At 35.9% G+C, this 12,881-nt stretch carries 11 protein-coding genes; 7 read left to right on the top strand and 4 right to left on the bottom strand.

Annotated elements, in window-relative coordinates:
* Positions 1-554: 554 nt before the first annotated feature.
* Genes ACVWXS_RS11125 through ACVWXS_RS11115 form a run of 3 tightly spaced genes read right to left on the bottom strand, consistent with a single transcriptional unit; the run spans position 555 to position 5,179 of the window.
* Entirely contained in the window at positions 555-722 is a 168-nt protein-coding gene (locus ACVWXS_RS11125; protein WP_456958236.1) for a hypothetical protein, read from the bottom strand.
* Between the two features lie 53 nt (positions 723-775).
* Entirely contained in the window at positions 776-2,419 is a 1,644-nt protein-coding gene (locus ACVWXS_RS11120) for a thiamine pyrophosphate-binding protein (protein WP_456958235.1), read from the bottom strand.
* Between the two features lie 39 nt (positions 2,420-2,458).
* Positions 2,459-5,179 carry a bifunctional diguanylate cyclase/phosphodiesterase gene (locus ACVWXS_RS11115; protein ID WP_456958234.1) on the bottom strand — a complete coding sequence of 907 codons (2,721 nt, stop codon included), beginning with the start codon at positions 5,177-5,179 and terminating at the stop codon, positions 2,459-2,461.
* Positions 5,180-5,729: 550 nt separating this feature from the next.
* Between ACVWXS_RS11115 and ACVWXS_RS11110 the strand changes: the two genes are divergently transcribed.
* The 6 genes from ACVWXS_RS11110 (at position 5,730) to ACVWXS_RS11085 (ending at position 11,717) form a co-directional block, all read left to right on the top strand.
* The gene (locus ACVWXS_RS11110) at positions 5,730-6,746 is read left to right on the top strand and encodes an ABC transporter substrate-binding protein (protein WP_423490173.1); all 1,017 of its coding nucleotides are present in this window, start codon (positions 5,730-5,732) and stop codon (positions 6,744-6,746) included.
* Between the two features lie 80 nt (positions 6,747-6,826).
* The gene (locus ACVWXS_RS11105; RefSeq protein WP_456958233.1) at positions 6,827-7,870 is read left to right on the top strand and encodes an NAD(P)/FAD-dependent oxidoreductase; all 1,044 of its coding nucleotides are present in this window, start codon (positions 6,827-6,829) and stop codon (positions 7,868-7,870) included.
* Positions 7,871-7,892: 22 nt separating this feature from the next.
* A complete protein-coding gene (locus ACVWXS_RS11100) occupies positions 7,893-8,942 on the top strand; it encodes a FecCD family ABC transporter permease (RefSeq protein ID WP_402986933.1) in 1,050 nt (349 codons plus the stop codon).
* Complete coding sequence (locus ACVWXS_RS11095) at positions 8,943-9,983, top strand: FecCD family ABC transporter permease (protein ID WP_456958232.1); 1,041 nt, start codon at positions 8,943-8,945, stop codon at positions 9,981-9,983.
* Between the two features lie 60 nt (positions 9,984-10,043).
* Positions 10,044-10,835 carry an ABC transporter ATP-binding protein gene (locus ACVWXS_RS11090; RefSeq protein WP_368637236.1) on the top strand — a complete coding sequence of 264 codons (792 nt, stop codon included), beginning with the start codon at positions 10,044-10,046 and terminating at the stop codon, positions 10,833-10,835.
* 45 nt (positions 10,836-10,880) lie between these two features.
* A complete protein-coding gene (locus ACVWXS_RS11085) occupies positions 10,881-11,717 on the top strand; it encodes a helix-turn-helix domain-containing protein (RefSeq protein ID WP_456958231.1) in 837 nt (278 codons plus the stop codon).
* 212 nt (positions 11,718-11,929) lie between these two features.
* Here ACVWXS_RS11085 and ACVWXS_RS11080 read toward each other — a convergent pair whose 3' ends face one another.
* Positions 11,930-12,247 (bottom strand): BRCT domain-containing protein, encoded by a 318-nt coding sequence (locus ACVWXS_RS11080; RefSeq protein WP_423490177.1) that lies wholly within the window; start codon positions 12,245-12,247, stop codon positions 11,930-11,932.
* Between the two features lie 282 nt (positions 12,248-12,529).
* Between ACVWXS_RS11080 and ACVWXS_RS11075 the strand changes: the two genes are divergently transcribed.
* Complete coding sequence (locus tag ACVWXS_RS11075) at positions 12,530-12,748, top strand: hypothetical protein (protein WP_374964435.1); 219 nt, start codon at positions 12,530-12,532, stop codon at positions 12,746-12,748.
* Positions 12,749-12,881: the final 133 nt, after the last annotated feature.

Genomic DNA, 12,881 nt, shown 5'->3' with positions numbered 1-12,881 from the left:
AAAAGCAAACGGCATCGATTTCTATCAATACCTAGTGACGTTAATGACAGAATTGCCAAATTTACCGATTCATCAGCAGCCAGAGATTTTAAAGAGTTACATGCCTTGGTCGAAAAAAATCCAAGCCACATGTGCAAAATAGCCATCTATCCGAAAAAATTCAGGGTAGATGGCCATTAGTCGTGCGTACTGAGAAGGTGCGCTTATTTTTTTATATTTCGGGCTTACGATAGAGATGTAATTATATAGACATAACAGGTTGTTTACGGTGTCATAGAAAATCTCTATAAGATAAAAAAAGTCATATAAGGGGAGTATAATTCCCGATTTATATGACTTTTTTATTTAACTTCTTTCAGCAAGTGTTTTATGTACCGAAAGCGTAGTGGCAGGTACAGAAGTCTTACACCTCTATAGTTGGAGAGATGAATGCGGATTTAAGCTCCTATTTCAACGGGTGTCCAAACACCCACTGAAATAGAGGAACTCAGGCTAAGATCTTCACATCCTGTGAAAATGACTGAGTGACCAACGTCGTGCTGTTGTTGCTGCTGCTACGTTGGCACTGCGCTTTCGCACAGACGAAACCCTGTTGCTGCCGCTACGTTGGCACTGCGCTTTCGCACAGACGAAACCCTGTTGCTGCCGCTACGTTGGCACTGCGCTTTCGCACAGACGAAACCATGTTGCTGCCGCTGCGTTAGCATTACGCTTTCGCGCAAAAAACATCTGTTGGCCTAAAGCCTCAGGCGGATGTATGAAACTTCAAAAGTTCCTACTTTCCAAAAGAAGATAAAAATTTAACTCGGTCTCCCATAGGAGGCGTATTATTATCTGTTAAAACTACTTCCAAGACTGCTGGACCATTTAAATTTGATAAGTTATTAATCATATCTTGGTTAATATCTTGTAGTTCCGTTACTTGGAAACTCGGTATACCCATAGCTGAAGCCATAGCACTAATACTAACTGGATTTTGCTCAAAAGATGGGTGAGTACGGTGGAACTGTAGATTATGTCCATGGTATACCATTCCTAAACGAGCATTATTCATAACAATAAATAAAATCGGTAAATTATGTTCTTTTGCTGTTAATATTTCCATGCCATGCATGAAAAAGCAACCATCACCTGTGATACATACAACAGGTCGTTCAGGTTCAGCTAACTTTGAGCCAATGGCAGACCCAATCCCACTTCCCATTGCGCCGAAATGTACATTAATATCAAAGGTATCATAATCTAAAACCTTCATATGATGAATGACATAGGACATAAATTCGCCAATATCAATTGTGTACCTAGTGGAGGATGGTAAATATTTTTGAATATTCGATAGAACATTTTTCGTATTATATTCCCCTATATCTCCAACAAGTTCTTTATTTTCTTTTACCTCAAGTGCAGTGCTTTTTTGGGTTGCCCCTTTAGTTTTTAATTCTTCTATAAGTAATAATAAACTTACATTTATATCACCTAATACAGGTAGATCAATCTCATATTTTCGATTGAACACTGATTGATCATAGTCCATTTGTATAGAAAAACGATTTTTCGTAAGATTTAAGTTGTAGTTATTTGTTGCTGTTTCTCCTAAACTTGAACCCACGATTAATAATACTTGTCCATCGCCTTCAGCTATCAATTCTGAGGCAGCTTCGTGGCCAGCAAAACCGAAAACGCCAACTAGGAGAGGATGATTCTCTGGAATGTATCCTTTTGCTTGTGGTGTTGTTAGAATCGGCCAATTTAGTATTTCTGCTAACTCTAGCAATTGCTCAACTGAATTCCTTACCCCTTGTCCTACCAATATGTAACCATTTTTTCTTGTTAATAGCTCTTCAGCTACATTTTTAATGGTATCTAGGTTAGGAACTATTGCTGTTCTCTTAGGTGGAGCTGGTATCTCTATGTTTGGAACTATTTCGTGTTGAACATCTATAGGTATAGCAATATGCACTGGACCAGGCACTCCAGATATAGCGATTTCAGAGGCTTTTACTACTTCTTTCAGTAAGTCCTTTGATTCTTTAACCGTTATACTATATTTGGTAACGGGTTGAAAGATCGGTTCAGCATCCAACTCTTGAGAAGCATTTAAACCGACCGTGTTAACTGGAACAGCACCTGTTAAAAATAAAACCGGTAAATGCTCACGCATGGCATTTGCAGCACCTGTCACTAGGTTTGTCCCACCAGGTCCACTACAACCAATACATACACTCATCTGGTTTGTGTATTTTGCGTAAGCTGCAGCCATGTATGATGCTGCTCCTTCATGTTTTGTTACAATCGGTGTTAATCCGCTCATTTCATTGAGTTCATCAAAAAATGCATTGACAGAACCTGCTGGAATACCAAAAATATGTTGAACACCGTTATTTTTTAAATATTCTAAGACCGTACGAGCTGCTTTCATAATAATTCTCCTTTACTTTCTAAAATAGAACATAGAACGCTAATAGAAATATTTTTTCATAATATCTTCAGCCTTCATGGGCTTACTGAAAAAATATCCCTGCATTAAATGACAATTTTGTGCCAATAAAAAATCTGCCTGTTCTTTTGTTTCTACCCCTTCAGCAATAACCTCAAGGTTTAAATTTTGAGCAAGAGTAATAATCGTATTTGTAATGGCTGCTGCATCATCGGTTAACATTTCTTGTACAAAGGATTTATCAATTTTTAATGTGGAAATCGGCAAATTCTTTAAATAACCTAAAGATGAATATCCGGTACCGAAATCATCAATAGCTAAATTTACGCCAATTCCATTCAATTGCGTCATCGTGTTAAATGTTAACTCTGTATTTTTAACAATTAAATTTTCTGTAAGCTCTAGTTGTAAATACTCAGGTGACAAATCTGTTTCTTTTAGGACATTTTTTACGATAGAAAATAAATTATTCTGCTCGAACTGATGGACGGATAAATTTACAGACATGCTAATTAATGGACATCCTTGATTATGCCACTTTTTCAATTGTTTGCAAGCTTCTTTGAGAACCCACTCACCTATAGGGACGATTAAACCTGTTTCTTCAGCAATTGGAATAAACTTATCTGGTGCTATCATTCCATGTTCTCGATGATTCCATCTTAGTAAAGCTTCTACTCCCTTAATTCTGTTTGTTTTATAGTTTATTTGTGGCTGATAGAAGATAATTAGTTCATCTTGCTCCAAAGCCTTATATAATTCATTTTCAAGTTTGATATTTTCAAAATTTCTAGTATCCATCCCTTCGCTGAAGAAATGGTAGCTAGTACCTGGTGTTTCTTTCGATTTGTACATAGCTGTGTCTGCATTTTTGATTAGCGTTTCTGTAGTATCACCATTATCAGGAAACAGGCTTATACCAATACTTGTTTTAATATATATTTCATTGTCTACTAGGTTGAAAGGTTTAGAGAAAGAAGCATTTATACAATTAATAACCTTCAAAATGTCATTTTCACATTTAATATTAGGTAAATAGATTGTAAATTCATCCCCTCCCTGTCGTGATACGGTTGCATCTTCTGGAACGCAAGCACATAAACGTTTGGCAACATCTTGGAGCAATAGATCTCCATAGCTATGTCCTAGGGAATCATTGACTAACTTGAAACGGTCTAAATCCAAATATAGAACGGCTAATTTTTCTCCATTTTCTTTTGCATACTTCAGTCCTTGAGTTAGTCTTTCTTTTAAAAGAATTCTATTGGGTAAATCCGTTAAACTATCAAAATAAGCGTGGTATTTAATCTTTTCTTCTAGTTGCTTTCTTTGAGTTATATCTTTAAATGTGACAACTTCTCCTACAATCTTGTCTCCTTCTTTGATTAAGGAGGTGACATATTCGACCGGAAAGATGGAGTTGTCTTTTCGAAAAAATTTCTTGTAGTTGTTGAAATTTATATTTAAAAAGGATGATACCATAATTTTATCCTCTGTTTCACTTCGACCCATAATTAAATCGACTGATTTTCCGATTAATTCCTTCTCTGTTTCATAACCTAACATGAGTGCACCTGCTGGATTGCAGAATGTAATGTTTCGATCAAGATTTAATCCGAAAATGCCTTCACCTGCAGAATTGAGAATTAACTCTTTTTCACGGCTAAGTTGCTGTAACTCTGCTACAACTCTTTCTAGCTCTTTATTTTTGATTAGTATCTCCGAGGTTCTCTCCTCGATAATGATTTCTTGCTTTTCCATATATAAAAGGTTTGATAATGCAGATGCTGTAGTGTCAACAATTGATTGGGCTAGCTGTAATTGAGTTTCTGAATAGAAAAATGCTTTTTCTTCAAGATTAACAATAGATATTTGTCCTAAAATTTCACCCATTGAAATCACAGGGAACATAACTAAACCGTTTATACCAAAATTGCGACAAACTTCATGATTAGGTCTTTCATCCTCAAATACATTAGGAATAAGAATTGCTTTTTTGGTTTCAAAAACCTCCTGAATGACAGCATCATTGCTTTGGTCAATTTTTATTTTGTTATGTGTTTTTAGCCAATTTTCTTCTGTCCAATCACTATCTCTACTCAACTTAATCGGTTTAATTCTTTTTTCTGCTAAAGGGTCTAATAGATGAACACCTATATTATTATTATTTAAAACCTTTTCTAAGTAGAAAAAGCATTTATCAAGGCACTTCTGTAGTGAGGAGCACATTGATAAATCACGTGTAACATCAAGCAGCAACTGCTTTTCGTTAATGAGACGTTCTTTATAAGCTAAGTTGTTTGCGTTTTGAATAGCAACAGCAGCCATATTTACATATGACTCAACCGTTTGAATTTCTTCGTCTGTTAAGTTCATTGGAATCCCATAATCAAATAAAAAAACAAGCCCAAATAACTCTTGTTCAAAGGAGATGGGAAGAACTAATAAAGATTTAATATGAAACCCCTCAACAGCTCTGGGATCAGGTCGAGTATCCTTTGAGGTATCAGGGATATAGATGGTTTTTTTTGTTTCGATTACTTCTTTTGCCAGTAAATCTATTTCAGTGTCAATTACATGCATATTCAACGTCCAACCATTAATAACTTCTGGTTTTCCTACATATCCTCTGAATGTTCCATCACTTTTCGGCAAATAAATGCCCACAGAATCACATGTGACGATTTCTTCAGATATTGCTAGTGTTACTTGCTCCAATACTTCGCGTAAATCTTGCTTCATGTTGATCATTTTCGTTATATTGGCCAGTCGAGAATACCTCGTTTGTTCGATAGACATTTAAATGAACCCCCAATCTTTTATTGTTTTCCTATATAAATTATTGTTAAATGTTTACTTTATTCATTTCGAATAGCTCATTCTTTTTATTTTACAGTAGTAATAAACAAGTAGGAAAAAAAATATAGAAATTAGTCAAAAATTCTTAAGAGCATTTTGTGTTTTAGTCATTTATGTAGGACTACAATCCTTCTTTCAATGAAATGAGTTCTAGAAAGGCGTTCAAATGTGAGGCAGCGGATCCTCCTTTTGCATAGATATGAGCCAAATAAAATCACCCTCAATAATAACTAGAAAAAAAAGTATTATTTCTATAACTAAAACAGGGCTGCCAAATAAAGAAAAAGATGAATATGTATTATTTACAATACATGTATAAAATAATGCAATTCTTCTTTAAGTAATTCTATGTACTCTACGAAATCTATTTGCTAAAATCCATAATGATAATAATTATCATTATCAATAAAGAAGGATTTTAGGGGGAAGTAATATGAAGAAAATATGTGCGTATTTTGTATTCGCACTCACTTTATCTGTATTTTTAGTAGGTTGTTCAAATACGTCTAAAGAGAAGGAAACTGAATCTGTTGAAGAAACTAAGACATCGGAAAAAAATGATTCTAAAGAGGGAGCAGAATCGGTTTGGCCAAAAACATATGTAGATGCTTTAGGTAAAGAGGTCGTATTACAAGAAGAGCCGAAACGAGTAGTTTCTGTCATGCACTTATTATATCCAGATGTACTTTTATCTCTTGATATTGTACCTGTAGGTATTGCCGATGCAGATAAGCAATTTAATAAATGGGAAGCTTACCAACCCTACGTAGAAAAACATGATTTTGAAGATGTAGGAGAAACACGTAATCCTAATATTGAAAAAATTATTGAGCTAGAGCCGGATTTAATCATGGCATCCGCGGGAGTACATGACCAGCTGTACGATCAATTATCTGCGATTGCTCCAGTTGTTTACCTAGATCAACGTTCGATGTCTTTTGATCGAGAATTAGGGGTGACAGAAATCTCTAGTTTATTTGGAAAAGAAGCTGAAGGTGAAAAAATCCTGGAAGAAGTAAATAACAAAATTGCAGAAGGTCGTAAAGAACTCGCGAATTTTGTCAGCAAAGGTGAAACGGTTGTTTTTACATCGGTTAATCCAAAAGGTAACTTCTGGCTTTATGGTCAGAATATTGCCCCGACGAATCCAGAAAATGGGTTAGGACTAAAAGTACCTGAAGGGTATCCGAAAGATATAGCAAAAGAATTGAGCATGGAAGGAATGTCTGTATTAAATCCAGATCACTTATTTATTTTCTTAGATAAGAGTGGGTATACAGTTGCTGAAGATGCGCTTAAAGGTTTCGAAAAAAATTCAGTATGGAATAACATTAATGCAGTGAAAAATGGGAACGTCTACATTGTTGACCGTTCATTATTTGCACAAGACGCCCCAATTGCAACAATCTATGGAATTGATCAAGTGGTAGAAATCTTAAAGGATAAATAAGGTATAAGTTCGAATATTTGGCGCTGTCAGCAGTAGCAGCGTCACATTTTCTTTTTAAAACACATGAAGAGGTGAGATGGATGGAGCTTTTTGATGTAACAATTATTGGTGGCGGACCAGCAGGTTTGTACTCCTCTTTTTATAGCGGATTACGTGAGATGAAAACAAAGTTAATTGAAAGCCAACCCCAGCTGGGTGGGAAAATTCATGTATACCCGGAAAAAATGATATGGGATGTTGGTGGTGTAACACCAATCACAGGTGGGAAATTGATTGAACAATTAATTGAACAAGGTTTAACATTTAGTCCTTCCGTTTTCTTAAATGAAAAGATTGTTTCTATTTCAAAAAATGAAGCAGATCATTTTGTATTACTAGCCGAGTCTGGAAATATACACTACTCTAAAACGGTTATTGTTGCTGTAGGAGGAGGTATTATTAACCCGCAAAAAATTGAATTAGAAGGGGCAGAATATTTCGAGGCCTCGAATTTAAACTACACAATTAAGTCATATAAAAAGTTTATTGATAAAGTGGTCGTCATTTCGGGTGGAGGGAACACAGCAGTTGACTGGGCTCTCGAAATGGAGGAAGTAGCTAAAAGGGTGTATTTAATTTATCGAAAAGATACGCTAAATGCTCACGAAGCCCAAGTTACAGAACTAAAAAACAACGGGATCGAATGTTATTTTAATTCAGAAATTACAAAATTGATTGCGGATGATGATAGTGAATGTATTCAATCTGTGGAGCTTACAAATTCTGAGACTGGACATGTGTTGAATCTTTCAGTAGACGAAGTGGTTATTAGTCATGGCTATGTACGTGATAAAGAACTATTAGATAATAGTCCGCTTCCGATTGAACGGGTAAATGAATATTTTATTGCAGGTAATACAGCGAGTGAATCATCTGTTCCTGGATTATACGCAGCAGGAGATATTCTACATTTTAACGGGAAAGTTCATTTGATTGCATCATCATTCTACGATGCACTAAATGCTGTAAATAAAGCAAAACAGTATATTATGCCGGAGGCCAAAGAGGGCGGTATCATTTCTTCACATAACGATATTTTCAAACAACGCAATCAAGAAATGCGAAAAGCTGTCCTTAAATCTTGATTAAAAGCAAAGGGAAAAAGATATGACGTTAAAAACATATGAAGCAGGAGAAGTGATTTTTTATTCTACTGACAGAAAACAAAAAATAAATACAACTATTATCTTAACCGTCGGGATCATTTTCCTTTTATTCAGTATATGCCTCTCGGTTTCCATTGGAGCTGCAGATATTAATTTATCTGTCGTTTTGGATGCTCTCCTTCAATTTGATCCGGAGAATAAAGCCCACCAAATTATTTGGGAGCTCAGGTTACCAAGAACGATTGGCGCTATCATAGTGGGAGCAAGTTTTGCAGTAGCTGGTGCGATTATGCAAGGTATGACACGAAATGATTTAGCTGAACCTGGTTTGCTTGGTTTAAATGCGGGAGGTGTATTTGCCTTAGCTTTATGCTTAGCATTTGCCCCCAATCTATCGTATTTAATGATGGTGTTTATCGCATTTATAGGAGCTGGCTTAGGAGCCACACTTGTCTTTGGTATTGGTTCGATGTCAGCGGGGGGAATAACACCGATTCGATTAGTGTTAGCTGGAGCTGCCGTTAGTGCTTTGTTAACAGCATTAAGCGAAGGCGTTGCGCTCTATTATCAAATCGGTCAAGATTTAGCTTATTGGTTTGCTGGAGGTGTGTCTACAACAACTTGGGAACAGCTAAAGGTCATTGCACCAATTGTTATCGGTGCGATTATAATAGCGATTATGCTATCACGAGCTATCACACTATTAAGTCTGGGGGAAGATATAGCTCTTAGCTTAGGGCAAAAAACTAGTCTAATAAAACTGCTAGCTACAGTTATTGTTCTAATTTTAGCAGGTACTTCTGTGACAGTAGTTGGGGCAGTTGGGTTTATTGGTTTAATCATTCCTCATATTACACGCCTCTTGGTGGGGGTAGATTATCGTTATATTATTCCGTGCTCTGCTGTACTTGGTGGGTTATTAGTAGTGTATGCAGATGTAGCTGCGAGATTAATTAATCCTCCTTACGAAACACCATTAGGGGCCCTTATTGCAGTAATCGGTGTGCCATTCTTTTTATATTTGGCACACACAAAAAAGGGGGCAATATGAATGGATTTAGATTATATTTCGCCAGCAGAGAAGAAAAGAAAAAAAATAAATTTTATAGTAGTAACGATCTTTATTCTTTTGACTGTTTTTACCTTTGTTATTAGCATGAATACTGGTTATATCCGCTTAACACCAGTAGAGGTATTTCAAACCCTATTTGGAAATGGTACTGCTAAGCAAGAATTGATTTTATTTAATATTCGTTTACCGCGGATCATCATTGGAATGTTAGTTGGAGCTGCATTAGCAGTGTCTGGTTGTATCCTGCAAGGGGTGACACGAAATGCTTTAGCTGATCCTGGGATATTAGGGATAAATGCAGGAGCAGGATTAGTCGTTATGCTCTTTGTGGCATATATGCCAACACAAAATTTCAATATGATTATGTTATTACCGGTTTTTTCTTGTTTAGGTGCAATATTGACAGCTTCGATAATTTTTGTATTATCATATAAAAAAGAAACAGGGTTCTCTCCGAAAAAATTATTATTAACGGGAATTGCTATTGCATCAGGAATAAGTGCAGTTACGATTATTCTCACATTAAAACTAACGCCTGAGCAATATCAATTCGTAGCGGTTTGGATGGCAGGTGGAATATGGGGGTCTAGCTGGAAGTTTGTTTTAGCTCTGTTACCCTTTTTGCTTATTCTCATTCCGTTGGCTTGGCGTAAGTCACATGCTTTAAACATATTAAATTTAGGAGATCCTTTAGCCATTGGATTAGGTGCAACCATAAAAAAAGATCGATTTGTTCTTTTAGCTGTAGCGGTTATTCTAGCAGGCTCAGCAGTATCAGTTAGTGGAGGTATTGGCTTTGTTGGGTTAATTGCCCCTCACTTAGTTAGACGTCTTGTAGGACCCAAACATCAAACTTTACTCCCAGTTACTGCATTGGTTGGAGCATTCCTTGTCTTAGTGGCAGATACGATTGGTCGCTGGATTATCCAACCATCTGAAATACCAGCAGGCATAGTCGTTGCTGTCATTGGCGCACCATACTTCCTTTATTTATTATCACGAACAAAAGTATCAAGTTAATTTTTATGCTCATCCACAAACTTGGATGAGCTGAAATTACTTAAAGAAAGGATTTTTGTAATGACCAGTCGATTATTAACAAAAGACTTAACGATCGGTTATAGTAACCATGTGATTGTAGATAAATTAAACGTATCCATTCCGAATCAAAAAATAACCGCTTTGGTAGGAGCAAACGGTTCCGGTAAATCCACGATTTTAAAAACCATGGCACGCGTTTTGTCCCCATTAACTGGCCATGTTTTATTAGATGGAGAATTAATCTTTTCAAAATCAACAAAAGAAGTAGCAAAGAAATTAGCCATCCTTCCGCAGAACCCCATAGCACCTGATGGATTAACGGTGCATGAGTTAGTTAGTTATGGACGGTATCCTCACCAAAAGGGTTTTGGTTCCTTGACACGAGAAGATCGAAAAATTGTCAATTGGGCAATTGAAGTTACTGGGATGTTCGAATTTTATGATCGACCAGTCGACCAGCTTTCAGGTGGTCAAAGACAACGTGCATGGATTGCGATGGCACTAGCTCAACAAACCGACATCTTATTTTTAGACGAGCCTACAACATTTTTAGATATGGCTCATCAATTAGAGGTGTTAAAATTATTGAAAAGGTTAAATGAAGAACAACAAAGAACGATTATCATGGTTGTACATGATTTAACCCATGCTACACGTTATGCGGATCATATTGTAGCCATTAAAAATGGTCGAATCGTAAGTGAGGGAACAGCAGCTCAAGTTGTGACAAAAGAGGTTTTAAGGGAAGTATTTAAAATTGAGGCAGATATTATTAGCGATCCGTATACAGGCGGGCCACTTTGTCTACCATTTGATCTTGCATCGAAATAGTAATCGTAGTACTTACACAGATATAGAAATAAGGAGTTTTTAGCTATGAATATGAGCCAAATAATAGATTTTTATACTTTAGCACCTATCACTTTTGTAGATGTTATAACAAATAAGTTTCTAGCTAAAAAATCCGAAAAAAAGTTGAAAACTACAAGTAATGTGTGTGGTCTTATCTTTCCGTTAATTGGCACAGCTAACTTTATCATTGGCGGGGAGAAATATGAACTCGAAAAGGGGCATATTATCCATGCTGGGCCCAATCTAGATTTACAGGTAAATGTAACGAATAATATGGTATTTGAATATGCTGTCATCCATTTTACTTTACCTAAAGAGGAAATGACTAATTTCCCTTTATATAATAGCCATTTCACCATCAAGGTAGGGGATAATATAAAGCTAGATGGCATGCTTAATCAATTGATACAAAACTTTGTTATACCTGGTGGGCTCTCCTTCTTGCAATCGAAGGTGATATGTCTAAGTATTTTAGAAGAAATGCTTCTATCGCATAAAAGATTAATGCGCAAAGCTGAAAAAGAAAATATTTCTGCAATTATTGACTATATTCAACAAAACTACAATAAACAATTGACGGCCATTGATGTTGCAAATTATTTCAATATTGAGCGTAGAAAATTAACGTATTTATTTGAAAAGCAAATGGGCGTGACACCGAATGAATACCTTACGAATTTACGAATTCAAAAATCCGGATTACTATTAAGAACCTCAAATTTATCCATTGCCGAAATCGCTGAACGGGTGGGCTATTCTGATTATTTTTACTTTAGTCGAATGTTTAAAAAAATGACAAGCTTCTCCCCTTCCGATTTTCGAAAGCATATGAAAGATGAAAATAATGATGCATCGTATTAAATCCCTTCAGTTAAAGTAAGGTTTTTCAAAAGCTGAATATGTGAAAAGGTATGTAAACAGAGTTGTTTTGCATACCTTTTTTAACTTCTTTCAGACGGTGTCCAAACATCCATTGAAAGAAGTTAAAGCCTCCGGACGCAGTTATACCGAGGCATAATTGATTGAAATGAGTTCTAGAAAGGTGTTCAAATGTGAGGCAGCGGATCTTCCTTTTACATAGAAATGAGCCAAATAAAATCATCCTCAGGAATAATTTGAATATCCTGGCCAAGGCTAATCAACTGTTCAGCTTTCGATTGTTTCGTACTTATACCACGACGTTTCTTTCCAAGAATAACGAAATCTGTCTCCTGTGTAACAGCTCCTTGCATAATCCCTCCACAAGCTCGTACTTTTTTCGCAGCTTCTGAACGTGTCATAGTGGAAAGAGCCCCTGTAAAGACAATTTTTTTAGTATAAAATGGGTGCATCAAGCATTCGGATGGGTCAGAAAGGAAGATAACTTCTGTGTTGTCTGTATTTTTGTTCATGTTGATACTCCTCGATTGAATGGAAAGATTTCTACTTTATTATAGGCGAGAATAATGGATATGACCGTATTTTTTGTACGTTAAATCAGTAAACTCTGATGTAGATATATCCTGGAATAGTATTGAATTTTTGGAGTGCATTTTATAGAAGCGAAAATTTTAAAAACCAAGACTATCATTTTTAAAATAAAAATTCATAAGCTTGGCCAAACTTTATAGTGAAAAGTTGTAAAATAGACAATCTGTTTTATTACTTTTCAAAAAAATCAATGGAGGATGGGTATGTCAAATATGAATGCAAATCGTAGTAATGCAAAAGACAAAGGGACGCAAAGTGTGAAACAAATAGCAGTAAACCAAAATCGTAAGAAGTTCCAGCAAGAGGAATTTAGTTCTGAATTTGAGTACGATATGACTTCAGCTCAAGTAAACAATTTTGCTGGAACACAAGAGAAAACAGACATAAAACAACCAGTAAGTGAGCGAACTGCATGGCACTAGTTTATATTTGACAGCTATTCAATACATTGAGATGAAGAACTAAGGCATAAGCCTTAGTTCTTTTATTTATTGGAACGTAAAAAATACTTATCAATAGAAAAAACCTAAGAGTATGTGAAATTTAAATTGATTT

The organism is Lysinibacillus sp. TE18511 (genome assembly GCF_054062295.1).
This window is presented reverse-complemented; position numbering and strand designations above follow the sequence as displayed.

What these genes read in the sequence shown, in the direction of transcription:
- ACVWXS_RS11120 (WP_456958235.1), bottom strand. Translation starts at nt 2,419, where the DNA reads ATGAAAGCAGCTCGTACGGTCTTAGAATATTTAAAAAATAACGGTGTT.
- ACVWXS_RS11115 (WP_456958234.1), bottom strand. Translation starts at nt 5,179, where the DNA reads ATGAAGCAAGATTTACGCGAAGTATTGGAGCAAGTAACACTAGCAATA.
- ACVWXS_RS11110 (WP_423490173.1), top strand. Translation starts at nt 5,730, where the DNA reads ATGAAGAAAATATGTGCGTATTTTGTATTCGCACTCACTTTATCTGTA.
- ACVWXS_RS11105 (WP_456958233.1), top strand. Translation starts at nt 6,827, where the DNA reads ATGGAGCTTTTTGATGTAACAATTATTGGTGGCGGACCAGCAGGTTTG.
- ACVWXS_RS11100 (WP_402986933.1), top strand. Translation starts at nt 7,893, where the DNA reads ATGACGTTAAAAACATATGAAGCAGGAGAAGTGATTTTTTATTCTACT.
- ACVWXS_RS11095 (WP_456958232.1), top strand. Translation starts at nt 8,943, where the DNA reads ATGGATTTAGATTATATTTCGCCAGCAGAGAAGAAAAGAAAAAAAATA.
- ACVWXS_RS11090 (WP_368637236.1), top strand. Translation starts at nt 10,044, where the DNA reads ATGACCAGTCGATTATTAACAAAAGACTTAACGATCGGTTATAGTAAC.
- ACVWXS_RS11085 (WP_456958231.1), top strand. Translation starts at nt 10,881, where the DNA reads ATGAATATGAGCCAAATAATAGATTTTTATACTTTAGCACCTATCACT.
- ACVWXS_RS11080 (WP_423490177.1), bottom strand. Translation starts at nt 12,247, where the DNA reads ATGAACAAAAATACAGACAACACAGAAGTTATCTTCCTTTCTGACCCA.
- ACVWXS_RS11075 (WP_374964435.1), top strand. Translation starts at nt 12,530, where the DNA reads ATGTCAAATATGAATGCAAATCGTAGTAATGCAAAAGACAAAGGGACG.